Consider the following 23,902-nt stretch of genomic DNA (forward strand, 5'->3'; position numbering starts at 1 on the left):
AAAAGATTGGTCAAGCAACCTTCAGGACGTATGAACTAAGAAACCTTTCGGCACCGCACCTCAACACACCCGGGACGGCTGCTCTTTGCAGGGAAAACTCAAGGGTGCGGCGGCCCCCTGACCGACCGCACCTTCATTTGCCTGAACAATCAAGTGGCGCGCAGCTCAGTCGCCCGGGAGCTCCTCCACGCAACCGATTGGCTCGGCGTCGCGTGCCTCATGAGCCAGATTCCGCTCGAGCTTCTCGAGCGCGGCGAGCACGTCGGCTTGCTCACTCTTGGAAAGGCCACCGGCGGCGGAGTTTTCGAGTTCAGCCCAGATGTCCTCGACCTTGCGCCGCAATGCCATGCTGGCGGCAGTCGGCTCGACGATCACCGAGCGCTTGTCGGTGGGCGAGGGCACACGGCGCACGAACCCGGCCTGCTCCAGACGGCGAACAGTACGGGTGATCGTCGCAGCGTCCGAGCCGACGACCTGGCCGAGGTCGACCTGGCGCATCGCGCCGCGCTCCCAGAGCTCCATCATCACCAGCTCCTGGCTCGGGTGGAGGCCCACCTCGCGCAGCAGCTGCCCGGCGATCATGCGGTGCAGTCGGGCGACCCGGAAGATCGCGTGGCTGATGGGCCCGCGGTGTGCGGCCGACGGCACCTGCCCGGTGCTCACGCCGCGCTCTGCTTCCCCGCCCATTCGCCCTCCACCGATCCTGCGTGGCGCCCATCGTCTGCGCCTTCCCCGCTTGCTGCCTGTCCCGGAACTATATGCGGTGCACCGGTATGACCGACCAGGGTCTTTCGGGCACTCGTCTTCGCCCGGCTGGGCGATGCCGGAAGCCGTCCTTGTCCGCGCCGATGGCGGTGACGGCATGGGCAGTCCTCGACCGCGCCCCGACCCTCGTACTGCATCAGGACACATTCGAGTGCGGCCTGCTCTGTAGCCAGCGGTGTGATCAGTGCGCACCAGCCCTCGATGCGGCCGCGCGCACGTCGTCGTCCGGCCGGTCGCCGGCCGACTCCTTCTCGTGCTCCGCCCACGATGGCTCAGCTGAACCATCGTGATGCGCTGCACGAGGCCGCCGATCGAACTGGAGGGTGGCCGGATAGCCCGGACCGCTTGCCTGCGGCTGGTCAAGGGCTTGGCCACAACCAAACCCGGTCCCCTGTGCCTGAGGCTCCGCAGGCGGCGACCGTGGCGGCCGATGTTCAGCACTGTCTATAAGCGGTGGTGTCCGGGAGGCACGCCACCTCCGCTTCTCACCCGCTGAGAGTCTTTGGACGAGAGGACACAACGATTGGCTCCTCTGCCCCACCAACAACTGTCCGCAGCTTTGGACGCGGCACCGCCATAGTCTTCGCCCTGTGTTGGACCGCTGTCCTGTTCGACGGCCTCGACATGTTCATCTACGGCTCAGTACTGCCGCACATGCTCGAGACCAAGGCCCTGGGGCTGGATCCAGGGCAAGCCGGTGATCTGGGCAGCTACGCCACCTTCGGCATGCTCATCGGGGCCCTCGCCGCAGGCACCGTCTGCGACCGCATCGGCCGCAAGAAGACGGTGATCGCGTGCGTCACCATCTTCTCCCTGGCCTCCAGCCTGTGCGCCCTCGCCCCGAGCGTCGCCATCTTCGGTCTGGGCCGCACGTTGGCAGGACTCGGTCTGGGCGGTCTGTTGCCCACCGCCATCACCATGGTTTCCGAATTCGCCCCCGGGCACCGCACCGCCCTGGCCGTGGGAGGCGTCATGACCGCGCACAGTACCGGCGGCATCGTCTCTGCCTAGGTGGCCAGTTGGGTGGTCGAGCCGCTGGGCTGGCGCTCGGCCTTCTGGGCGTGCGTCGTACCCGTGCTGTTCGTGCCTGTGCTGATCAAGGCCATGCCCGAGTCGCTGAGCTTCCTCATGGCCAAGGGCCGAACGCGCGAGGCACAGCAGACAGCTGACACCTACGGCGCCCCCCTGCCCGACCCACCGGCCACAGCCGACGGGCCCCGCCGCGGAGACGCGGTCGCCGCCCTGTTCCGCGACCGCCAGTGGCCCCAGACCCTCCTGTACTGGCTGGCTTCCTTCGGCGGACTGCTACTCGTCTACGGTGTTGCCACCTGGCTGCCCACCCTGATGCGCTCCGAAGGCTACGACCTCGGCTCGTCCCTGCAGTTCGTGGTCGTCTTCAACCTCGGCGGCATCATCGGACTGCTCGCTGCCGGCAAAGCCTCAGACCGCTTTGGCGCACCACGCATCTCGGCCGTGTGGTTCCTGGCCACCGCGATGAGCGTCTACCTGCTGAGCATCCACATGGCTCTCGCACTCACCTTCACGGTGGTCTTCCTCGCCGGATTCTTCCTCAACAGCGCGCAGAGCATGATCTATGCGACCGTGTCGATCCGCTCCACACCCGACAACCGTGCGACAGCAGTCGGCTGGACCTCCGGCATGGGCCGGTTCGGCGCCGTCTTCGGCCCGTGGCTCGGCGGTCAGCTTCTGGCATCGGGGAACGGCTCTTGGGGGTTCATCGCGTTCGCCTTGACGGGCCTGTTCTCAATGACATTCATCAGCCTCGCTGCCCTTCGCGCGCGGCCACGATCTGCCACCGGACAAGCACCCGAGCCTCACTCCATGGTCGTTCACTGAGGAGTGTGGCCGACGCTACAAGCATCGGTACTGCTGTACGTCTTGTCCTCAGGGCCCGGGCGCCCTTGGCGGGCTGAACATCAGCGGTTGGTCCACTCTGGCCACTACGGTGTTCGTTCGGCCGGAACATCCCCTGGGGCGCCATGCGCCTCGAGCACATCAAGGTCGACAACTCTCGTGGCCTCCGCCAAGTGGACAGGTAGCTGTCGCGCTTCGGTTCCTCATCGGCGAGAACGCCGAGGGCTGCTGCGGGCTGAGGCATTACACCCGTGTCCGCCCGGCGTATGGCCGGAGCAGGCCGAGGAGTTCCTCTCTGCCGCGCACAGCGTCGAGCCGAGGTCCTTTCCCGGCCGGGCCGCGCTGCGTACGGTGCCCATCACACCGGCCACGCCCCGCAACAGATCACCGATCAGCACCGGACCGACATCATCGCCGACTCGGAGGATCTCGCCTGGCACAATCGCCATTCATGAAGAGTGCCGACCGAGCGGACTGGAGGTGCGGCGATCTGTGAGAACCGCACAAACGCCCCTTCGAGTCGGCAGCACTCCGCAAGGAATCGCTCTTCATAGGGGATGAGCGCCTGTGCCCTGCGCTGGAGCGCCCGGCCTGGGCCCTGAAACGGGAGCTCGGATCGTCGGGCATCGGCCAGGTCTCTGTGCCACCAGAAACCTGATGCGGCGTCAGGAAAGTCAGCATTGGGTCAGCATCAGTCTGATGAGAGCTGCCCACGGGTGACGAATCCTGCAACTCGCGAACGTGGATTCAAGGCCCCCGAGGATCGTTTGCGATCGCAGCGAAGGGAAGCCGGGCAAGTCGACTACGCCGCCTGCCCAGCCCCGCATAGCTCACGCCACAAAGAGCCAGTTCAACGCACTCGACCTCTAGGTTTCAGCGGCACAGGCGGCAGCTCCGGCGCAGCCAGTGGATCCCCGTCATACCCCTTCACTTCCCCAAATCTCGACCCGCCCATCCAGTCTTCACGAGCCTGACTGATATCGTCCTGCGATCTGCCGATGAAGTTCCACCACATGATCAGTTCCTCGCCGAACGGCTCGCCGCCGAGGAGCATCAGGGAAGCGTCCGACTCGGCGCGCAGGGGGAGTTCGGTACGGCCGCAGCCCAGGTAGAGCATGGAGCCGGGCAGGACAGGGACGCCGTCGACGTGGGCCTCGCCCGACATGGACAGGACCGCGTGCTCGAAGTCCGGTTCGAGGGGGATGCTGAGATCGGCCCCGCGCGTGAGACTGAGGTCCGCCCCGACGATGGGTGTGTACGTCGTGCCGGGTGACGCGGCGCCGTCGAGCTCGCCGAGGATCAGGGTCGCGCTCAGGCCGGGGGCCGTGACCTGGGGCAGGTCGGCGTGGTGCTCGAAGCGGGGTTCCGTGTGGCGGTGGCTGTCCGGCAGGGCGACCCACAGCTGCGCGCCGTGCAGCAGACGGGCGTGCGGGCGCGGGCTCTCCTCGGAGTGGCTGATGGCCCGTCCGGACGTCATGAGTCCCAGCTCGCGGGGCCTGATCGTCTGGAGGCTGCCCGTGGAGTCGCGGTGCAGGACCTCCCCCTCGTGCAGCCAGCTCACCGTCTGCAGCCCCATGTGGGGGTGGGGCGGCACCTGCATGCCGGGTTCGTCGGCGATGTCGTCGGGCCCGTAGTGATCGACGAAGGCCCAGGCGCCGACCATGCGGCGGCCGAGGTTCGGAAGCAGCCTGCGGACCTCGGTGGACTCGCCGAGCTTCACGCGCCGGGGGGAGAGGAGTTCGCGTACGGGCTCCGCCACGACGAAGCCCCGGCCGCCGCACATGGTCGGCACCGCCTCGCGATCAAGATTGCTCATGGCTCACAACCTAGACCCGACCCGGCCGTCCCGTCAGGCATGCGTACGGGTGGACCCGCGCGCTCACCAGGACGGAATATGCGCCGGGTCCGTGCCGTTTACAGCCGTCGAGGAGGCACCAGTGGTGAACACGGTCAACTACTACACGCAGGGCACCCCCGCGGAGCGCTGGGAGCGCGCGCGGATGTTCTTCGACGCCAAGGAGTACACGCTCGCGGCGCAGATTCTCGACGACCTGGTCGCCGAGATCCCCGAGCAGGTGGCGGCGCGCCTGCTGCTGGCCCGCGCGTACTACCACTCGGCCCAGCTGGGCCGCGCCGAGGCCGAGCTGCGCACGGTCGTGGAGCGTGACCCGGTCGAGCACTACGCCCGTCTGATGCTCGGCCGCACCCTGGAGCGCCAGGGCCGCCACGAGGAGGCGGGACCGCATCTGCGGATGGCGGCCGCGTTCGCGGGCGACTTCGGCGACGCCTGAGCCACGGCCGGGGGCCGGCCACTGGGCCGGTCGGCCTCCGGTCGGCCCCGCCCCCGGCACCCTGATCTGCGGCTCCGCTAGCCTGGCGGGACGATGAGCAACCGTTTCGAGACGTCATGGGGCGAGTTCGACCTCGCCCGCTTCCCCGAGGATTCCCACGACCCGCTGCGCGCGTGGGATGCCGCGGACGAGTACCTGCTGCGGCATCTCGCCGACAGCGCCACCGATCTTTCAGGGTCGGTGGTCGTGATCGGCGACCGGTGGGGCGCGCTCGCCACGTCCCTGGCCGGGCACTGCGACCGGCCGACCGCGATCTCCGACTCGTACCTCGGGCAGCGGGCGACCCGCGCCAACCTCGACCGGGCCGGCTTCGACGAGAACGCCGTGCGCCTGCTGACCACCCAGGACACCCCGCCGGAGCGCGTGGACGTCCTGCTCGTACACGTCCCCAAGAGCCTGGCGCTCCTCGAGGACCAGCTGCACCGCATCGCGCCCGCCGTCCACGAAGACACCGTGGTGATCGGCACCGGCATGGTCAAGGAGATCCACACCTCGACGCTGAAGCTGTTCGAACGGATCATCGGCCCGACCCGCACGTCCCTCGCCGAGAAGAAGGCGCGGCTCATCTTCACCACGCCGTTCCCGGCGCTCGCCCGGCCGCGGAACCCGTGGCCCCACACGTACGCCCTGCCCGACGGTGTCGGCCCCGTGTCGGGCCGGACCGTCACCAACCACGCGGGGGTGTTCTGCGCGGAGCGTCTCGACATCGGCACCCGGTTCCTGCTCCAGCACCTGCCCCGCAGCGAGGGCGCCGAGCGCGTCGTGGACCTGGGCTGCGGCAACGGCGTTGTCGGTACGGCCATGGCGCTGGAGAACCCGCGGGCGGAGATCGTGTTCACGGACGAGTCGTTCCAGGCGGTGGCGTCGGCCGAGGCGACCTACCGGGCGAACATCGACCCCTCTGAACACCCCGAGGCGAGGGCGGAGTTCCTCGTGGGCGACGGGCTCGCGGAGCTGCCCGCGGGCAGCGCGGACCTGGTCCTGAACAATCCGCCGTTCCACTCGCACCAGGCGACGACCGCGGCCACGGCCATGCGTATGTTCTCCGACGCGCGCGACGCGCTGCGCCCGGGCGGTGAGCTGTGGGTCATCGGCAACCGCCACCTCGGCTACCACGTGAAGCTGCGCCGTCTGTTCGGCAACAGTGAACTCATCGCCAGCGACCCGAAGTTCGTGGTCCTGCGCGCCGTCAAGAAGGAGCGCGAGCCGCGTTCATAGGCGCGTCGAGCGCCACGCGGGGGACGCGCGGGCACGGCGTCCCCCGGTCGCCCAGCACATCGAGGACAGGACCGAACCCGTGACCAGCCGCGTCACCTTGATCTCTGCCGCCGCGAGCCGGTCGCTGCGGGAGGCCCGGTTCGATGACGGGTGTCCGCTCGACGCGAGCGCCGCGGCACGGGCCCGGGCGGCGGCCGGTTTCCTGCCCGCGGCCGAGCGGCTGCTGGTCTCCCCCACGGTACGCTGCCGGGAGACGGCGACGGCGCTCGGACTCGCCGCCGTCGAAGCCCCGGAGCTGGCCGGGCTCGACGCGGGCCGTTGGCGGGGGCTGACACTCGACGAGGTGAGCGCCCAGGACCCGGCCGGCATCGCCCTCTGGCTCTCCGACCCCGGCGCCGCGCCACACGGCGGGGAGTCCGTTCGTGCCCTGTGCGAACGGGTCGCGCGCCTGCTGGACGCTTCGGCGGAGCTCGGCGGCCGGACGCTCGCCGTTGTGGAGCCGGAGGTGGTGCGGGCGGTGGCCGTCACGATCCTGGACGCGCCCGGATCGGCGTTCTGGCGGCTCGACGTACCGCCCCTGACCGCGACCGATGTCAGCGGGCGCTCCGGGCGCTGGAACATTCGGCTCGGACGGGCGCTCGGCCCGTCGGAGGGCGAAGCCGGGAGCTGACCCGGAAGGGACCCGGAGTGGTCCTGGAGGGGTCCCGGAGTGGACCGCCCGTTCACCGCTGCCCCCTACTGGCTCGACGGTGAGCAGCACTTGCCTCCAACTACCCCCGGATGCACGCCCGTTGATGCCCGATGCCGCAGGAGCAGCGCCGTGAGCGCACACCGCAGGCAGTCGCCGTCCGCCGCTCCCGCGGGTTCGTCCGCCTCGCCGTCCGGGCCCTCACTCCCCCGTCGGTCCCGCGGGCCGTGGCACCCGTGCGACGGGCAGCCGACCAGTGACTCGATCTCCCTCAGCAGCTCCTCGCTCTCCTTGGCCCGCTGCGCCAGGACGCGTACACGCGCGCTCTGACCGCCGATCTGCCGTCTGCTGGCGATCAGTTGCTCGTACTCCTCCAGGGACAGCGCGACCGCCTCGCGGCCGCCGAGTGTGATGTGGCGCGGTTGGGGGTGTCTGGCCACGCGGATCTCCGCCCTCGGAAGAAAGTCGGAAGAAAGCGAGAGGGCCGACCGGGTGGTTCCGGCGGCCCTCTGCGCTTGATCGCCTGTCTGGGGGTCCGGGCTGTGGCGCGGTTCTCTCAGTGGGGTACGGGAGTTGCCTTGCCGGACGCGACCGCCTCGGTGCGCGGGACGAGCTGACGCTGCGCCAACTCACCGAAGATCAGGCCGAATCCTGTCCACATGGTGAGCTGGATGGCGAGGGCCGAGGTGCGGAACCGCCACAGCAGCGTGGCGGGGAAGTCCTTCGGCACCTCGTTGACGACCGGCAGGAAGGCGTACGCGAGTCCGATCGTGAGGACGAAGAACGCGACCGCGGCCACGGTGGCGTACCAGGTGCCCAGGCGGGGAGCGAGCCGTTTCCCGATGATCACCGCGGAGACGGCGAGGAGGACGCCGAGCAGCATCATCAGGAAGTACAGCGTCGTGCGCTCGCTGATGGTGCCGGGGTCCCCGACGGACGGCGGGTTGGCGGGGTACTTCAGGAACGGCACGACGTACACGGCGAGCAGGGCCGTGCCGGCGAGCAGGAGTGCCGTGGCCCGTGGGGTGAAGCGGCCGACGCGGCCGAGCGCGAAGCAGTACGCGAGGGCGGCGATGCCGCCGAAGGCGATGCCGTAGAGCAGCATTCCGGTGGCGAGGCCGCCGGTGGACTGCATGCTGCGGCTGACGAGTTCGACCTCGTGGTGGTGCGCGGGTGCGTGCGCCTCCTCGTAGCCGATGGCGCTGTCGACGCTCGGTTCGCCGAGGAGGTAGGCGACGATCAGGGCGAGCAGGCCGGCGGCGAGGCCGGCGAGCATGCCGCGTACGAGAAGGTTTCTCACTGTTGCGGAGTTCATGAGCTTCGCGGCGTCCCTCGTCAGTGGCAGGGGAAGCCGAGCAGGTGGCGGGCGTCGTGCACCCATTCATGAACGCCCTCGCCGGAGACGACGGCCGTGGCGCCCTGCTCGGCGCCGACGAAGTAGAGAAGGACCAGCATCAGGATGCCGAAGAAGACCGCCCAGGGGGCGATCGCCTTCAAGGGCAACGCTGCGGGAAGAACGGGGGTGGTGGCTGTCGGCTGCGCGACGGTCTGCGCCATGGCAGGACCTCCTCTGGGAGTTCGCGTCCCATCTCGGTGGTGCACAAGTACGACAGCTGCGGGTCTGACTCGCGAGGTCCCTGCCCGTCCGGGCGAGTAGCTCGTCTCACAGTGGCGCGACCGTGCCGGATTCTCACCGGCTTCCGCTTTGCTGTCGTCGATATCGCTGAGACCGTACCGCGTGCGGAGCGCACGGCCAAGACCGGGCCGCCCGGCGTGACTTTGGCCATTGCCGGCACCAGGACCTCCTGACCTGCGGTACGGCAAGGCCTGCTCAGGAAGCGGAGGTTCTCAGGAAACGGATGTACGGGCGCTCGCCCGGCTCGGTGGCATGAGAGACCGGGTCGGAGTCCGGCGAGCAGGTCGAGGAGGTCCAACTGGCCCGGGACCCGCGCCTGCCTGGAGAACGTGGTCGCGGCGGCCCGTGCGGTCCGCGGGGAACTCTGCGCGCCCTGACAACCGGGGGGAGACTGTCCGGGCGGAGGGCATCGTGACCCGCCCGGACAGCCACGCGATCGGGGACAACCCTCAGCCGCGGTACGTCTCCAGCAGCCTCAGCCACACCTCGCTCACCGTCGGATACGACGGCACCACGTGCCACAGGCGGTCGATCGGGACCTCGCCCGCGACGGCGACCGTCGCCGAGTGGACGAGTTCGCCGACGCCCGGGCCGACGAACGTCACGCCCAGGAGGATCTCGCGGTCGAGGTCGACGATCATGCGGGCCCGCCCGCGGTAGCCGTCGCCGTACAGGCCCGCGCCCGCAACGGAGGCGATGTCGTAGTCGACGGCCCGGACGCGGTGGCCCGCGGCCTCGGCCTCCGCCAGGGTGAGGCCTGCCGAGCCCGCCTCGGGGTCCGTGAAGACGACCTGCGGGACGGCGGAGTGGTCGGCCGTCGCCGCGTGGGCGCCCCAGCGGTCCGTCTCCAGGAGCGGGACGCCCAGGGCGCGGGCCGCGATGGCCGCGCCCGCGATACGGGCCTGGTACTTGCCCTGGTGGGTCAGCAGCGCGCGATGGTTCACGTCCCCGACCGCGTACAGCCAGGTGCTGCCCTCCACCCGGAGGCTGTCGTCGACGGGGAGCCACGAGCCGGGTTCGAGTCCGACGGTCTCCAGGCCGATGTCTTCGGTGCGGGGCGCTCGGCCCGTGGCGAAGAGGATCTCGTCGGCCTCCAGGGTCGAGCCGTCGTCCAGGGTGGCGACGACGGTGCCGCCCTCCCGGGTGACCCCCTTCACGGAGACGCCGGTCCGCACCTCCGCGCCGGCCTCGACGAGGGCCTGGGTGACCAGCTCGCCGGCGAAGGGCTCCATCCGGGACAGCAGCCCCGACCCCCGTACGAGCATCGTGACCTGCGAGCCGAGGGCCTGCCAGGCCGTGGCCATCTCCGCGGCGACGACTCCGCCGCCCACCACGAGGAGCCGGCCAGGCACCTTCTGCGCGCTGGTGGCCTCGCGGCTCGTCCACGGCTCGACGTCGGCCAGGCCGGGGAGGTCGGGGAGCGCGGCCCGCGTGCCCGTGCAGACGGCGACTGCCTGCCGCGCCGTCAGGACATGCTCGGTCCCGTCGGGCCCGGTGACGGCGACCCGGCGGGGGCCCGCGAGGCGTCCCTGGCCCCGGTAGAGGTCGGCGCCGATGGACTCCAGCCAGCTCACCTGGCCGTCGTCCTTCCAGTGTGAGGTGTACTCGTCACGGCGGGCGAGGACCCCGGGCACGTCCAGCGGACCCTCCACGGACCGCTGCAGGCCCGGCAGACGCCTGGCGTCGGCCCGGGCGATGACCGGGCGCAGCAGGGCCTTACTGGGCATGCACGCCCAGTAGGAGCACTCGCCGCCTACGAGCTCGCTCTCCACCACCGCGGTACTGAGGCCCGCGGCCCGTGCCCGGTCCGCGACGTTCTCCCCGACCGGCCCAGCGCCCAGCACCACCACGTCGTATGTGTTCTCATCCGTCATGGGCCCAGTGTGGTCGCAGGTGTGCGACGGGGCCACACGGGTACGCGCGCGGAATACGTCCGATACCGGGACCGTTGTGAACAGCGGCTTCAGCACCGCAACCAGGAAGCAGGAAGAGGGCACATCATGAGCAGCACCACCGTGGAGCTCACCAAGGAGAACTTCGACCAGACGGTCACGGACAACGGATTCGTGCTGATCGACTTCTGGGCGTCGTGGTGCGGGCCGTGCAAGCAGTTCGCGCCCGTCTACGAGAAGGCCGCGGAAGCCAACCCGGACCTGGTCTTCGGCAAGATCGACACGGAGGCCCAGCCGGAGCTCGCGTCGGCGTTCGGGATCCAGTCGATTCCGACCCTGATGATCGTCCGTGACCAGGTCGCCGTGTTCGCCCAGCCCGGGGCGCTTCCGCAGGAGGCTCTGGACGACGTGATCGGTCAGGCCAGGAAGCTGGACATGGACGAGGTGCGCAAGTCGATCGCCGAGCAGCAGGCGAAGGCCGAGGAAGGCGCGGACGGCGCGGACGGCGCGCAGGCCTGACGCCGACCCCATGACGATGGCCGCCGGGCCCGTACTTCCGTACGGGCCCGGCGGCCGTTTCACGTGCGCGCGGGGGTCAGAACGGATAGCCCGCCACGTCGCCGCGCACCGTCGTCCACCGGGTCTCGGTGAACGCCTCGATGTTCGCCTCGCCGCCGAAGCGGGCGCCCGTGCCGGACGCCGCGACCCCGCCGAACGGAGCGACCGCCTCGTCGTTCACCGTCTGGTCGTTGATGTGGACGATGCCGGTGGGGATGCGCTCGGCGAGGTCGAGTCCGCGCGCCGGATCGCGGGTGACGATGCCGAGGGAGAGGCCGTACGGGCTCGCTGCGGCCAGCGCGGCCGCCTCGTCGGCGCCGGTGAAGGAGCGGACGGGCGCGACGGGGCCGAAGACCTCCTCGGCGTAGGCGGGCGTGCTGTCGTCCACGCCCGCGAGGACCGTCGGCCGGTAGAAGAGGTCGCGGTGCGTGCCGCCCGCGGCGAGCTTCGCCCCCGCGGCGGTGCTGGCCTCCACCAGGCCGTGGATCTTGGCGAGTTGGGCCGCGTCGATGACGGGGCCGAGATGGACCTGGTCGCGGTGGGGGTCGCCGACGGCGAGGGACTCGGCCTTCGCGGCGAGGCGTTCGACGTACTCCTCGTAGAGCGAGGCGTGGACGAGGTGGCGACCGGTCGTCATGCAGATCTGGCCCTGGTGGAAGAAGGAGCCCCAGGCCGCGGTGGAGATGACGGCGTCGAGGTCGGCGTCCGCCAGGACGATCAGGGCGGAGTTGCCGCCGAGTTCCAGGTGCGCGCGCTTGAGGTGGCGCCCCGCGGCCTCGCCGACGGCCCGGCCCGCGCCGGTGGAGCCGGTGAAGGAGATGACGGGGACGTCCGGGTCGGCGACGAGCGCCTGGCCCGCGTCCGCTCCGCCGGGCAGCACGTGGAGGACGTCCTGCGGCAGGCCCGCGGCGGCGAGGACGGCCGCCAGGGCGAGGCCGCCGCAGACCGCCGTGCGCGGGTCCGGCTTGAGGACGACGGCGTTGCCGAGCGCGAGGGCCGGGGCGACGGAGCGGATGGAGAGGATGAGCGGGGCGTTGAACGGGGCGATGACGCCGACGACACCGGCCGGGACGCGGCGTGTGTACGAAAGGCGCGGCGCCTCGCTGGGCAGGACCTGGCCGGTGGGCCGGGACGCGAGGGCGGCGGCCTCGTAGCACTCCTGGGCGGCGACGTGCAGCTCGAAGTCGGCCTTGCCGGGGATCGATCCCGACTCGCGCACGAGCCAGGTGCGCAGCTCGTCGGCGTGCTCGGTGAACAGGTCGCCCGCGCGGCGCAGGACGGCCGCGCGCGCGAAGTGGGGCTGCCGGGCCCAGTCGCCCTGGGCCGCCGCGGCGGCCTTCGCCGCGGTGCGGACGTCGTCCGGGGAGGCGAGCGTGACGGTGGCGAGGCGCTCGCCCGTGGCGGGCTCCGTGACCTCGTGCTCATCGCCCGACAGCGGGCGGGCCTGCCAGGTCTTCGGGTCGAGCAGGGGCATGCCGGATCTCCGATCGGTCACTGATCTCCGGGGCGGCGCGCGGGACGGTGCGCCGGCCCATGTTGTTGAGCACGCAACATCCTAGTCGCGTGGGCCGTGCGGGGCCCCGGTCGTCAGGTCGACTGTCTCGCCACGACGCGGGCCCGGAGCATGTCGTGCGACTCGGTGACGGCGCCGGGGTCGCGCACGAGGCGGTCGACGAGCTCGGCGAGTTCCTGCCCGGACGGCAGCTCGATACGGACGGTGCTCAGCCGGGGCCGCAGCAGCCGCCCGAGCATCAGATCATCGGCCCCGATGACAGCCGTCTCCTCCGGAATGCCGACACCCGCGTCCTGGAGCGCACGCATCAGGAGCATCGCGTACTCGTCGTTGTACGCGAACACGGCGTCGAGACCCAACTCCCTGACCCTCGGCACCAGTTGGGCCGCCGAATCCTCGTCGTAGGCGAGGGGCAGCTCGAAGACCACGGCGCCGGTCCCGAGGACCTCGTTGCGTATGCCTTCCAGGCGCGGCCGCGCGAAGTGGTCGAGGCCGGGCTCCGTCGGCAGGACGACGCCGATGCGGCGCCGGCCGCGTTCGACGAGGTGGGCGCCCGCGCTCCGGCCGACCTCACGGTGGTCCATGAGCAGCGCGTGCGCGCCCTCGGCGCGCTCGGGGCCGATCGTGATGACTGCCCTGGCGCCGGAGCGGCGCAGCACCTCGACGCCCTCGGTGCCCAGGTCGGGCGGTGTGAGCACCGCGACCGGGCGCAGCTCCGCCCAGGCGCGCGCAGCGTCGTCGCCGCGCAGGCTGACGCTGCCGTACTGCACGACCGTGTAGTCGAGGCGGCTCAGCGCCCACTGGAGGTCGTTGAAGAACGTGTTGTAGAGAGGTCCGGCCGGGACGCTCGGAGAGGGCATCAGGACGATGCGGGTGTGCCCGGCGCGCAGACTGCGGGCCGCCGCGTGCGGCACGTAGCCGAGTTCCTTCGCGGCCTCGTGGACGCGGCGGCGGGTGGGTTCACTGATTCTGACGGCGCTGGTGTTGTTCAGGACGTAGCTGACGGTGGCGCGCGAGACCCCGGCGAGCCGGGCGACGTCGGCGCTCGTCGGCGCCGGACTCGGCGCGGCGGACTCCCGTGATGTGCGGGCGGACTGCGGCTTCGGTATCTGCACCATGACGCACCGCATCTTTCCAGACGGGTGCGGCCGGGTTCCCGGCCGGGCATACCGGCGGGGGCCCGCGACCGCTAGCGTGCGTGCACTCAGGCGTTCGAATTTCCGAAGTTCCGTAGTCCGCATTCCGTACGAGGAGGTGTCCGTATGGCGTCCGACCGTGCCGCCGGGCTCGCCGCGACCGCCCGCGCGCTCGCCGAGGGGGACGTGTCGTCGCGCGTCCTCGTCGAGGAGGCCCTGGCGCGCATCGAGGCAACACAGCCTGCCCTGAACGCGTTCCGTGTCGTCCGCGGGGAGGCTGCGCTCGCCGAGGCGGACGCCGCGGACCGCGAACGCGCGACGGGCGAAGGCACGTCAGGAGGCAGTCGGCCGCTGTTCGGCGTGCCGCTGGCCGTGAAGGACGATATGGACGTGGCGGGCGAGCCGACCGCGTTCGGCTGCCCCGGCGACTTCCCGCCGAAGACCGAGGACGCGGAGGCCGTGCGCCGGCTGCGCGCGGCGGGCGCCATCGTGATCGGCAAGACGAACACGTGCGAGCTGGGGCAGTGGCCCTTCACCGAGGGGCCCGCGTTCGGCGACACCCGCAACCCGTGGCATCACGGGCACACACCCGGCGGTTCGTCGGGCGGCTCGGCGGCGGCCGTCGCCGCGGGGATCGTGCCGGCCGCGCTCGGTTCGGACGGGGCGGGCAGCATCCGTATCCCCGCCGCGTGGACGCACCTCGTCGGGATCAAGCCGCAGCGCGGCCGGATCTCGACGTGGCCCTGGGCGGAGTCCTTCCACGGGATCACCGTGAACGGCACGCTCGCCAGGACCGTCGAGGACGCGGCGCTGCTCCTGGACGCGGCGAGCGGTCCGCACGACGGGGACCTGCACCGTCCGCCGCGGATCGGGGCGGCGCAGGCGGCCCGCGTCGAGCCGGGCAAGCTGCGTGTCGCGCTGTCCCTGCGCATGCCGTTCACCGCAACTCCCAAACGACTGGACCCCGTTGTGCGGTCCCGTGTCGTCGCGCTGGCGGAGCGGCTCGCCGCGCTCGGGCACGACGTGGAGGAGGCCGACCCGCGCTACGGGCAGATCGGCCTCGCGTTCGTGCCGCGCGCCACCGCGGGCGTCACCGACCGGCTGCGCGACGTTCCCGACCCCTCACAGCTCGACCCGCGGACCCGGGAGTCCGCTCGGATGGGGCGGGTACTCGGGGGCGCTCCGCTGCGGCTCGCCCGGCGCGCCGAGGCCTCGCTCCAGCGCAGGGTCGGCGCTGTCTTCGACACGTACGACGTGGTCCTCGCGCCGACGACGGCCACTCCCCCGCCCCGCGTCGGCGCGATGGCGGCGCTCAATGGCTGGCGCACCGACCGGGCGATGATCGCCGCGTGCCCGTACGCGTGGCCGTGGAACGTCCTCGGCTGGCCCGGCGTGAACGTCCCCGCGGGCTTCACCGGCGACGGGCTGCCCGTGGGCGCGCAGCTGCTCGGCCCCGCGAACAGCGAGCCGCAGCTCATCTCTCTCGCGGCCCAACTCGAAGCGGATCAGCGGTGGTTCGAGAAGTGGCCCGAGAACCTCCAGGAGTCGCGCACCGGCTCGTAGAGCGGGTCACGCGCCCCGGGCCAGCACCGCCCACAGGCCGGGGTCCTCGAAGTCGAGGGCCCACAGCACCGTGTTGCGCACCCCGTAGCGGCGCAGCACGGGCAGGTGCGCCTCGGTGCCGCGCGCGTCCTGGTACCAGACGGTGCGGACGGTGCCGCCCTCCTTGTACGTGAAGTGCGGGGTCTGCGAGGCCGGGTCGAGTCCGTAGGGCGCGCCGACGGCCTCGCGCAGGGCCTCCGCCTCCTTCGAGGTGACGTGCCGGGCGCGCTCGTCACTGCCCTCGGGCCAGTCCCAGCCGTAGGCGGGAAGGCCCAACTCGATTCTGTCCACGGGGATTTCGGCCGTTGCGCGGCGCAGGATCTCGTCGTACCAGGCGGTGGAGGAGAGCGGCCCGGGAGTGCCCGTGGCGTGGTGCAGGTTGTAGGCCATGATGCGTACGCGGTCGGCCGCCCGGCCGAGGCTCGGGTAGTCCCAGATGCGGCCCGTCGTGGTGGTCTTGGGGGTGACGGTGGCGAAGCACACCTTGTCCAGCGCGTGCAGCCGCGCGCACAGGTCACGTACGAGCGCGGTGTAGCCCGCGCTCACGGTGCGGTAGGCGGCGTCGCCGGTCGCCACGATGGACTCGTAGTCGAGGTCGATCCCGTCGTACGCGCGGCTGCGGACGAGGGCGAGGAGTTGCGTGATGTGTTCCGCGCGGCGGTCCGGGCTGGTGACGACGGCCGCGAGGGCGCCGGGCTCCATCTGTTCCACGACGGTCGGTACGACCTGGATGCCCGCGGTGTGCAGTCCGTCGATGATGCGCCGCTCCCCCGCTTTGGGGTACCCGTCGATGCGGGTCGCGGACTTCGCCTCGTACCAGAAGGGGCTGACGGTGCGGAGTTGGTCTGCGTGGGCGAGGGCGTCCTGGTAGGCGCCTTCCTGGTCCCAGTACGGCAGCCAGGCCGAGACGGTGCGGGGCGGGGGCGCGGCGCCGCCCCGGGCGGGGGCGAGGGCGGCGCCCCACAGCGCGATGACGAGGGCACCCGTGAGCGCGAGGAAGGACAGGGGGACCGGGCGTATGCGACGCGTGCGTCGTACGGCTCGGGCGGTTATGGGTGTCTTCATGCGCCGAGCCTGCGTCCCACCGGCCGGGCCCGCTCAGCGGGTTGGGCCAGTCAGGCCCTAACGTGACCCGCGTGACTGCCTTCATCGATGACCCGCATGCCCACGAGCACCCCGGCCGCGCCGGCGCCACCGCCACGGTCGAGGCCGCGCCGCGCGAGGTGGGCCGGGTGCGCACCGAGTACGCGCCCGCCCACGACGGCGACCCCGATCCCGGCGAGATCGTCTGGACGTGGGTGCCGTTCGAGGAGAACGACGGCCGCGGCAAGGACCGTCCCGTGCTCGTCGTCGCCAGGGAGGCCGCCGGGACGCTGCTCGCCGTACAGCTGTCGAGCAAGCGGCACGACCACGACAGGGAGTGGGTGCCGATCGGCAGCGGGCCGTGGGACACCGCGGGCCGCGACTCGTGGGTGGCGATCGACCGCGTCCTCCGGGTCCACGAGCGGGGCATGCGGCGGGAGGCCTGCGCCCTGGACCGCATGCGGTTCAACCTCGTGGTGCTGCGCCTCAGGGAGCGGTACGGCTGGCGCTGACCGCCGGCGAGGCCGCGAAGGCCCGCTCGAAGGCCGTCCTGGTCCGTGCGTCCGGCGTGCGGTCCAGGACGCCGAACACGATGTGGTCGAAGCGGCCCGCGAACCGTCCGCCGTCGTCGAGGAGTGCCCGGAACGCGTCGGCGACCTGCGCCGGATCGTTCTGGAACACACCGCAGCCCCAGGCGCCGAGCACGAGGCGCCTGTAGCCCTGCGCCGCGGCCGTCTCCAGGACCCGCTCGGCCCGTGACGCGAGGGCCCCCGCGATCTCGCCCGCCCGCTCCGGGGTGCTGCGGCGTATGACGCCCGCGTTCGGCGCGGGTGAGGTGAGGAAGCCCGCGGCGTAGGGCTCGTCGAGCAGCCGTCCGCGGTCGTCGCGGAAGACGGGGACCCCGGGTGAATGAATCACGCGGTCGGTGTAGAACGGGTCGCGGTTCTCGCGGTGGTGAGCGTAGAAGTCGCGGGCCCGCAGCAGGCACGTGTACAGGGCCGAGGCCCGGCACACGGCTTCCTCCTGGGCCTGTGCGCCGTTGAGATAGCCGCCGCCGGGATTGCGGGCCGAGGCGAAGTTCAGGACGGCGACCGGGTCCTGACCGGCGGTGACCAGGCGGCGCGCGGCCTCCAGGCTGGACTCGCCGGTGACCTCGACGGCCGTGTCCGCGGGCCGGCCCGGCTCGGGCACATCGACCGGGGCCGGGCCGTACGTGCGGGTCGCGTCCCGCGCTGCCGCCACCGCGTCCGCGATCGGCACGACCGCGCCGCCCGGCGCCGTGTACCGCCCCGCCGCGACGATCTCCTCCGTCTGCTGCGCGATCCCCCGCAGCCGGGCGCTCACGCCCGCTCCCCCGTGGTCGTTCTCATGAACGCATGATGTGCGCCGGGCGACTGTGCGAGCAACAGATTTTCACCGTCCGAGGGGCACTCTTGTGCGATTCGCCGTGAGGGTTTTGGGTGGTACGAGCATTGCCCCGGCCCGGCCCATCCCCGTCGAGTCGACGGCACGGCCCCTACCGGGGACGATGAAGGCGAACAGATCAGGAGGGTCCTGAACATGCCCGAAGGAGACTGTACGGAGCTCGGCACGGCGGCCCTGGTCACCGAGGCCGAGGTCGAGGCGCTGGTCCGCGGGATCTGCTTCAAGACCGGACCGCCTCGCACCGTGGGTGTCGAGGTGGAGTGGCTCGTCCACGAGCCGCGCAGGCCGCGGCTCCCCGTGCCACCCGAACGGCTCGACGCGGCGTACGCCGCACTGGGCGCCCTGCCCCTCAGCTCGGCGCTCACCGTAGAACCCGGCGGCCAGCTGGAGCTCAGCTCCCTGCCCGCCTCATCTCTCATGGACTGCGTCTCGGCCGTCTCGGCCGATCTGACGGCGGTCCGCACCGCGCTCGCCGCTCGTGGCCTGGCGCTGACCGGCCTCGGCACCGATCCCTGGCGCCCGCCGCGACGGCTGCTCCACGAGCCGCGCTACGACGCCATGGAGACCTGGTTCGACCGGACCGGTCCCGCGGGCCGCGCCATGATGTGCTCGTCGGCGTCGGTGCAGGTCTGCCTCGACTCCGGGTACGAGGAGCCGGGGCCGCTCGGCCACGGCAGACGGTGGCGGCTCTCGCACCTGCTCGGCGCCGTCCTGGTCTCCGCGTTCGCCAACTCACCGATGCTGCGCGGGCGTCCGACCGGCTGGCGCTCCACCCGCCAGGCGGTGTGGGAGGAGATCGACCCGGGCAGGTCCGGGGCACCGCCCCTCGACGCGGAGCCGCGCGAGGCCTGGGTCCGGCACGTCCTGGACGCGCCGGTGATGTGTGTCCGCAAGGACAGCGGGCCCTGGGACGTGCCCGACGGCATGTCGCTGCGGACGTGGCTGCGTACCGGTGGGCCTCGGCCCGCCACGCGCGGTGACGTCGAGTACCACCTGTCCACCCTGTTCCCTCCGGTGCGCCCGCGCGGCCACCTCGAACTGCGCATGATCGACGCCCAGCCGGGCGACGACGGCTGGATCGTGCCGCTCGCCGTGACGACCGCCCTGTTCGACGACCCGCAGGCCGCCGAGACCGCGTACCGCACGGTGAAGCCGCTGTCCGAACGGGCGGGCCCGCTGCCCGCGCCGCACAATCAGCTGTGGCGCGACGCGGCGCGGCTCGGGCCTTCGGACCCCGAGCTCGCCGAGGCGGCCGTCGCGTGCTTCGCGGCGGCGCTCGACGCGCTGCCGAGGCTCGGCGCGTCACCCAAAGTGCTCGCCGCCGTCTCCGCCTTCATGGACCGCTATGTCGTGCGCGGCCGGTGCCCCGCCGACGACGTGCTCGACCACATCGATGCCCCCGCCCCCGGGAGGACCGTCACCTCATGACCGCACAGAGCGAAGACACCGCCCCGGACCCCGAGGCACTGCGGGAGCGCGCGCGGACCGCGCTGCTCACCGCGCGGGACCGCACGACGCTGCTCACGAGCTGCGTCGAGGGGCCCGATCTGACCGCGCAGCACTCACCGTTGATGTCGCCGCTGGTGTGGGACCTGGCGCACATCGGCAACCAGGAGGAGCAGTGGCTCCTGCGCGCGGTCGCGGGCCGCGAGGCGATGCGGCCGGAGATCGACCCGCTGTACGACGCCTTCGAGCACCCGCGCTCCGAGCGGCCCAAGCTGCCGCTGCTCGCACCCGAGGAGGCGCGCGGTTATGCGGCCGAGGTGCGGGGCCGCGCGCTCGACGTGCTGGAGAGCACGCCGTTCCACGGCACCCGGCTCACCGAGGCGGGGTTCGCCTTCGGGATGATCGCCCAGCACGAACAGCAGCACGACGAGACGATGCTGATCACCCATCAGCTCCGGTCGGGTGCGCCGGCGCTGACGGCACCGGATCCCGACCCCGTCTCCCCGGCGTTCCGCGGACCGTCCGAAGTCCTGGTGCCCGGCGGTCCGTTCACGATGGGGACGACCACCGAGCCGTGGTCGCTGGACAACGAGCGGCCCGCGCACGCGCGCCTCGTCCCGCCGTTCCACATCGACACCGCGCCGGTCACGAACGGCGCGTATCTGGCCTTCATGGAGGACGGCGGCTACGACAGCTCCCGCTGGTGGACGCCCGAGGGCTGGGCGCTGGTGCGGGAGAACGGCCTGCGGTCGCCGCTGTTCTGGCGGCGTGAGGCGGGGCAGTGGCTGCGGCGCCGCTTCGGGGTGACCGAGGTGGTCCCGCCGGACGAGCCCGTCGTGCACGTCAGCTGGTACGAGGCCGACGCGTACGCGCGCTGGGCGGGACGGCGCCTGCCCAGCGAGGCCGAGTGGGAGAAGGCGGCCCGCTTCGATCCCGCGTCGGGGCGGTCGATGCGCTACCCGTGGGGTGACGCGGACCCGACACCGGAGCGCGCCAACCTCGGCCAGCGCCACCTGCGCCCGGCCCCGGCGGGCAGCTATCCGGCGGGTGAATCCCCGCTCGGCGTACGGCAGTTGATCGGCGACGTGTGGGAATGGACGTCGAGCGACTTCCTGCCGTACCCGGGGTTCGCGGCCTTCCCGTACCGGGAGTACTCGGAGGTGTTCTTCGGCCCGGACCACAAGGTGCTGCGCGGCGGCTCGTTCGCCGTGGACGCGGTGGCGTGCCGCGGCACGTTCCGCAACTGGGACTATCCGGTGCGCCGGCAGATCTTCGCCGGCTTCCGCACGGCGCGCGACGGGGAGGGTGCCTGATGTGCCGGCAACTGGCCTATCTGGGCCCTGCGGTGCCGCTCGGCGACGTGCTCGTGGCGCCGCCCCACAGCCTGCTGCGCCAGTCCTGGGAACCGCGCCGCCAGCGGCACGGGACCGTGAACGCCGACGGCTTCGGCGTGGGCTGGTACGCGGACGGGGACCCGGTGCCCGCGCGCTACCGCAGGGCCGGGCCGATCTGGGGCGACCAGTCGTTCGCCGACCTCGCGCGGGTCGTGCGCTCGGGGGCCGTGCTCGCCGCGGTCCGTGACGCCACGCTCGGCGGCGCCGACGGCGAGGCCGCGGCGGCGCCCTTCGCCTCCGGCCCGTGGCTGTTCTCCCACAACGGCGCGGTGAAGGGCTGGCCGCGCTCGCTCGCCCCGCTCACCACAGCGGTGCCGCCCGTCGACCTGCTGTCCATGGAGGCCCGCTGCGACTCGGCGTTCGTGTGGGCGCTGCTGCTGCACCGGCTGCGCTCGGGCGACGACGAGGGGCAGGCCCTCGCCGACACCGTCCTCGAAGTCGCCGAGGCCGCCCCCGGTTCACGGCTCAACCTCCTCCTCACCGATGGGGAGACGATCACCGCGACCGCCTGGGGCGACAGCCTCTGGTATCTCACCGAACCCGGCCGCAGCACCGTCGTCGCCTCCGAGCCGTACGACGACGATCCGCACTGGTGCGAGGTGCCGGACCGCACCCTGCTCGCCGCGAGCCGCACCGACGTCCTGCTGACCCCGCTCAAGGAGCCCACCGCGTGAGCCCGTACCAGCTGACCCGCACCCTGCCCGAGGACGCCACCGGCGCCGCCCTGCGCGCCGATGTCCACAGCGGCCTGACCGGCACGCCGAAGACGCTGCCGCCCAAGTGGTTCTACGACGCGCGCGGCAGCGAGCTGTTCGACGAGATCACGACGCTGCCCGAGTACTACCCGACGCGCGCCGAGCGGGAGATCCTGCTGGCCCGCGCCCAGGAGATCGCCGACGCCACCGGCGCCCGCACCCTCGTCGAGCTGGGCTCCGGCTCGTCGGACAAGACCCGCCATCTGCTCGACGACCTGCCGGACCTGGAGACGTACGTCCCCGTGGACGTCAGCGAGAGCGCGCTGCGGGGCGCCGCCGAGGCGCTCGGCGCCGAGCGGCCAGGGCTGGACATCCACGGGCTGATCGCCGACTTCACGCTCGGGCTCACCCTGCCGGACACCCCGGGGCCGCGCCTGGCCGCTTTCCTGGGCGGCACCATCGGCAACCTCCTGCCGGCCGAGCGCGCCGCGTTCCTGGCCTCCGTACGCGCCCTGCTGCGGCCCGGCGACATGCTGCTGCTCGGCACGGACCTGGTGAAGGACGAGTCGGTCCTCGTCGCGGCGTACGACGACGCGGCGGGCGTGACGGCCGCGTTCAACAAGAACGTGCTCAGTGTCATCAACCGCGACCTGGGCGCCGACTTCGACCCGGGCGCCTTCGAGCACGTCGCCCTGTGGGACGCGGACAACGAGTGGATCGAGATGCGGCTGCGCTCCACGGCCACCCAGACCGTCAAGATCCCGGCGCTCGGCCTCGCGGTCGACTTCGAGGACGGGGAGGAGATCCGCACGGAGATCTCGGCGAAGTTCCGCGAGGAGGGCGTGCGGGCCGAACTGGCGGGCGCGGGGCTGCGCATGACGCACTGGTGGACGGACGCGCAGAACCGCTTCGCGCTCTCGCTCAGCGTCGTGGACTGACGCCCCCGACCTCAGTGGCAGGCGGCGGGTCACGGTCCGCTGGCGTCCAGTTCCTTGGTGATCCGCCGGGAAGCCGCCCCGGCCTCCTTGGCCGGGTCGGCCCCGGCGAGCACCTTCGACATGTACGCCTTGATCGGGTTGTCGGCCTCGACCTTCGCCCACAGCGGGGACACGGGCGTGGCCCGGCCGCGTGCGGCACCCGCCGCCATCGCGGCCACGCCCGGCTCGTCGGCGACGGCGTCGCTCAGCGTCGTCTTGTTGGGCACGTAGTTCATGGTCCTGGCGAGGTCCTTCTGCCACTTCTCGCCGGCCAGGGCCTTGACGACCGCGACGGCTCCGTCGCGGTCGTCGGTGTTCTCGGGCACGACCAGGTCGGAGCCGCCGGTGAAGACGGACCCCGGCTTGGCCGCCGTCTTGCCCGGGATCGGGAAGTAGCCCAGCTTTCCCTTGAGTTCGGGGTTCTGCTCCTCGACGGCCTGGGCGACGCCGGGCACGGCGATGATCTGGCCGACGTCACCCTTCGCGAACTCGCCCGACTGCGGCGGGTGTTCCTCGTCGGCGTCCCTGGGGCCCCGGCCGAGGGCCTGGAGCTGCCGGTAGAACTCCATGCCGCGCAGCGCCGCCGGTGACTGGAGGCTGCCCTCCCAGATGCCGCCGTCCTCCGTCGCGAGGTCGCCGCCCTCGTCCCAGATGAACCCGGAGAGCGTGTACCAGTCCTGGCCGGCCAGGTAGATGCCCTGGTCACCATGGGTGTTGAGACGCCGTGTGTCGTCGAGCCACTCGGCGCGGGTGCGGGGCGGCCGCTTGATGCCCACCTTGGCGAACAGGTCCTTGTTGTAGATCACCACTCGGTTGGCCGCGTACCAGGGGATGCCGTACTGGCGCGAGTGGAACATGCCGGGATCGGCGAGTCCGGGCAGCCACTCCTCCATGCCGAAGTCGCGCGCGGACTCCAGACTGAGGTCGAGGAGTCCGCCCTCGTCGACGTACTGGGGCACCTGCGTGTTGCCGACCTCGATGACGTCGGGCGCCGGTCCGTCCGCCGCGTCCTCGCTCGCCGGGGCGCCCTGCGCCCGGCCCAGGGCCGCGCTCACCTTCTCGCCGATGCCGGTCCACTCCTGGATGCGGATGTCCAGGCGCAGACCGGGGTTCTCGTCCTCGAAGCTCTTCGTGAACCGCTTGAGGAACGCGTCCGACGCGCTGTCCTTCATCAGCCAGACGGTCACCGTGCGCTGCTCGTCGCCTCCGCCCGGCAGATAGGCGCAGCCCGTGAGCAGGGAGGCGGACACGAGGGCGAGGGGGATGAGGGACGCGGCTGTGCGGCGGTGCTTCACCGGATTCCTCCGAGGATGCCCCGGCCTTCAGGCCGGGGAGGAATCGGGCTCCTGCGGAGCAGGGCAGGAGAAGCCGATTCGCCGGCAGGGCGGATCGGCGTCCACCCGCCGTGTTGGCGAGGCAGCCCATATTGGATCAGAGCTCTCAACTGTCAGTCCTCCCAGATAGGTTGCTGTTCATGACGACCGCGGCGCAGGAGACGGCAGGTGTCGGGCATGCCCGCTACACCTTCCGCCTTCGCGTGTCGTCCACCGCAACTGGCGCCCTCGAAGCGGAATGGGCGCGGTGCCGGTGGCTGTGGAACGAGTGCTGCGCCCGCTCGAAGAAGGCGCACGCCGCGAACGAGAAGTGC

At 71.8% G+C, this 23,902-nt stretch carries 21 protein-coding genes and 2 pseudogenes; 12 read left to right on the forward strand and 11 right to left on the reverse strand.

Annotated features, from left to right (window positions below; translation table 11 throughout):
* Positions 1 to 165: 165 nt before the first annotated feature.
* Complete coding sequence (locus ACZ67T_RS37445) at positions 166 to 687, reverse strand: MarR family winged helix-turn-helix transcriptional regulator (RefSeq protein ID WP_469990337.1); 522 nt, start codon at positions 685 to 687, stop codon at positions 166 to 168.
* A gap of 600 nt (positions 688 to 1,287) precedes the next feature.
* Here ACZ67T_RS37445 and ACZ67T_RS37450 point away from each other — a divergent pair.
* Positions 1,288 to 2,622: pseudogene (locus ACZ67T_RS37450) on the forward strand (MFS transporter).
* Between the two features lie 868 nt (positions 2,623 to 3,490).
* Here the strand turns inward: ACZ67T_RS37450 and ACZ67T_RS37455 are convergent.
* Complete coding sequence (locus tag ACZ67T_RS37455; protein ID WP_469990339.1) at positions 3,491 to 4,456, reverse strand: pirin family protein; 966 nt, start codon at positions 4,454 to 4,456, stop codon at positions 3,491 to 3,493.
* A gap of 184 nt (positions 4,457 to 4,640) precedes the next feature.
* Between ACZ67T_RS37455 and ACZ67T_RS37460 the strand changes: the two genes are divergently transcribed.
* The 3 genes from ACZ67T_RS37460 (at position 4,641) to ACZ67T_RS37470 (ending at position 6,879) form a co-directional block, all read left to right on the forward strand.
* Complete coding sequence (locus tag ACZ67T_RS37460) at positions 4,641 to 4,931, forward strand: tetratricopeptide repeat protein (protein ID WP_326778390.1); 291 nt, start codon at positions 4,641 to 4,643, stop codon at positions 4,929 to 4,931.
* Between the two features lie 93 nt (positions 4,932 to 5,024).
* The gene (locus tag ACZ67T_RS37465; protein ID WP_469990341.1) at positions 5,025 to 6,209 is read left to right on the forward strand and encodes a methyltransferase; all 1,185 of its coding nucleotides are present in this window, start codon (positions 5,025 to 5,027) and stop codon (positions 6,207 to 6,209) included.
* 79 nt (positions 6,210 to 6,288) lie between these two features.
* Positions 6,289 to 6,879 carry a histidine phosphatase family protein gene (locus tag ACZ67T_RS37470; protein ID WP_469990343.1) on the forward strand — a complete coding sequence of 197 codons (591 nt, stop codon included), beginning with the start codon at positions 6,289 to 6,291 and terminating at the stop codon, positions 6,877 to 6,879.
* A 65-nt stretch (positions 6,880 to 6,944) separates the two neighbouring features.
* Here the strand turns inward: ACZ67T_RS37470 and ACZ67T_RS37475 are convergent, their stop codons facing one another.
* The 4 genes from ACZ67T_RS37475 to ACZ67T_RS37490 all read right to left on the reverse strand — a co-directional run bounded on the left by ACZ67T_RS37475 (position 6,945) and on the right by ACZ67T_RS37490 (position 10,407).
* Entirely contained in the window at positions 6,945 to 7,337 is a 393-nt protein-coding gene (locus ACZ67T_RS37475; RefSeq protein WP_469990345.1) for a hypothetical protein, read from the reverse strand.
* A 116-nt stretch (positions 7,338 to 7,453) separates the two neighbouring features.
* Complete coding sequence (locus ACZ67T_RS37480) at positions 7,454 to 8,212, reverse strand: CbtA family protein (protein WP_469990347.1); 759 nt, start codon at positions 8,210 to 8,212, stop codon at positions 7,454 to 7,456.
* A gap of 20 nt (positions 8,213 to 8,232) precedes the next feature.
* On the reverse strand, positions 8,233 to 8,454 hold the full coding sequence (locus ACZ67T_RS37485; RefSeq protein WP_100593014.1) for a CbtB domain-containing protein: 222 nt from the start codon (positions 8,452 to 8,454) through the stop codon (positions 8,233 to 8,235).
* 528 nt (positions 8,455 to 8,982) lie between these two features.
* Entirely contained in the window at positions 8,983 to 10,407 is a 1,425-nt protein-coding gene (locus tag ACZ67T_RS37490) for a dihydrolipoyl dehydrogenase family protein (RefSeq protein ID WP_469990349.1), read from the reverse strand.
* A 126-nt stretch (positions 10,408 to 10,533) separates the two neighbouring features.
* On the opposite strand from ACZ67T_RS37490, the gene trxA reads away from it, so the two are divergent.
* Entirely contained in the window at positions 10,534 to 10,944 is a 411-nt protein-coding gene (gene trxA, locus ACZ67T_RS37495; RefSeq protein ID WP_469990351.1) for a thioredoxin, read from the forward strand.
* Between the two features lie 76 nt (positions 10,945 to 11,020).
* On the opposite strand, the gene ACZ67T_RS37500 is transcribed toward trxA, so the two are convergent.
* Together ACZ67T_RS37500 and ACZ67T_RS37505 are read right to left on the reverse strand one after the other, a co-directional pair.
* On the reverse strand, positions 11,021 to 12,457 hold the full coding sequence (locus ACZ67T_RS37500) for an aldehyde dehydrogenase family protein (protein ID WP_469990353.1): 1,437 nt from the start codon (positions 12,455 to 12,457) through the stop codon (positions 11,021 to 11,023).
* A 113-nt stretch (positions 12,458 to 12,570) separates the two neighbouring features.
* Positions 12,571 to 13,614, reverse strand: a complete 1,044-nt coding sequence (locus tag ACZ67T_RS37505; RefSeq protein WP_469990354.1) for a LacI family DNA-binding transcriptional regulator — start codon at positions 13,612 to 13,614, stop codon at positions 12,571 to 12,573.
* Between the two features lie 144 nt (positions 13,615 to 13,758).
* Here ACZ67T_RS37505 and ACZ67T_RS37510 point away from each other — a divergent pair, with 144 nt between their 5' ends.
* Complete coding sequence (locus ACZ67T_RS37510; RefSeq protein ID WP_469990356.1) at positions 13,759 to 15,195, forward strand: amidase; 1,437 nt, start codon at positions 13,759 to 13,761, stop codon at positions 15,193 to 15,195.
* A 6-nt stretch (positions 15,196 to 15,201) separates the two neighbouring features.
* On the opposite strand, the gene ACZ67T_RS37515 is transcribed toward ACZ67T_RS37510, so the two are convergent.
* Positions 15,202 to 16,299, reverse strand: a complete 1,098-nt coding sequence (locus ACZ67T_RS37515) for a glycosyl hydrolase family 18 protein (protein ID WP_469990358.1) — start codon at positions 16,297 to 16,299, stop codon at positions 15,202 to 15,204.
* Positions 16,300 to 16,370: 71 nt separating this feature from the next.
* On the opposite strand from ACZ67T_RS37515, the gene ACZ67T_RS37520 reads away from it, so the two are divergent.
* Positions 16,371 to 16,829 (forward strand): type II toxin-antitoxin system PemK/MazF family toxin, encoded by a 459-nt coding sequence (locus ACZ67T_RS37520; RefSeq protein ID WP_100593005.1) that lies wholly within the window; start codon positions 16,371 to 16,373, stop codon positions 16,827 to 16,829.
* Here the strand turns inward: ACZ67T_RS37520 and ACZ67T_RS37525 are convergent.
* Complete coding sequence (locus tag ACZ67T_RS37525; RefSeq protein WP_469990360.1) at positions 16,804 to 17,661, reverse strand: TIGR02452 family protein; 858 nt, start codon at positions 17,659 to 17,661, stop codon at positions 16,804 to 16,806. The two genes, ACZ67T_RS37520 and ACZ67T_RS37525, sit on opposite strands and share 26 nt — an antisense overlap.
* Positions 17,662 to 17,877: 216 nt before the next feature.
* Between ACZ67T_RS37525 and egtA the strand changes: the two genes are divergently transcribed.
* Genes egtA through egtD form a run of 4 tightly spaced genes read left to right on the forward strand, consistent with a single transcriptional unit; the run spans position 17,878 to position 22,215 of the window.
* Positions 17,878 to 19,170: an ergothioneine biosynthesis glutamate--cysteine ligase EgtA gene (gene egtA / locus ACZ67T_RS37530; RefSeq protein WP_469990362.1), complete on the forward strand. Its 1,293-nt coding sequence runs from the start codon at positions 17,878 to 17,880 to the stop codon at positions 19,168 to 19,170.
* Positions 19,167 to 20,501: an ergothioneine biosynthesis protein EgtB gene (egtB, locus tag ACZ67T_RS37535; protein ID WP_469990364.1), complete on the forward strand. Its 1,335-nt coding sequence runs from the start codon at positions 19,167 to 19,169 to the stop codon at positions 20,499 to 20,501. The genes egtA and egtB overlap by 4 nt, the downstream gene beginning before the upstream one ends.
* Positions 20,501 to 21,256, forward strand: a complete 756-nt coding sequence (egtC, locus tag ACZ67T_RS37540; protein ID WP_469990366.1) for an ergothioneine biosynthesis protein EgtC — start codon at positions 20,501 to 20,503, stop codon at positions 21,254 to 21,256. Before egtB ends, egtC begins: the two co-directional genes overlap by 1 nt.
* On the forward strand, positions 21,253 to 22,215 hold the full coding sequence (gene egtD, locus ACZ67T_RS37545) for an L-histidine N(alpha)-methyltransferase (protein ID WP_469990368.1): 963 nt from the start codon (positions 21,253 to 21,255) through the stop codon (positions 22,213 to 22,215). Before egtC ends, egtD begins: the two co-directional genes overlap by 4 nt.
* 29 nt (positions 22,216 to 22,244) lie before the next feature.
* On the opposite strand, the gene ACZ67T_RS37550 is transcribed toward egtD, so the two are convergent.
* Positions 22,245 to 23,549 carry an extracellular solute-binding protein gene (locus ACZ67T_RS37550; RefSeq protein ID WP_469990369.1) on the reverse strand — a complete coding sequence of 435 codons (1,305 nt, stop codon included), beginning with the start codon at positions 23,547 to 23,549 and terminating at the stop codon, positions 22,245 to 22,247.
* Positions 23,550 to 23,728: 179 nt separating this feature from the next.
* On the opposite strand from ACZ67T_RS37550, the pseudogene ACZ67T_RS37555 reads away from it, so the two are divergent.
* Positions 23,729 to 23,902: pseudogene (locus ACZ67T_RS37555) on the forward strand (RNA-guided endonuclease TnpB family protein); the annotation flags it as partial.

This window comes from Streptomyces sp. NPDC107517, assembly GCF_055582645.1.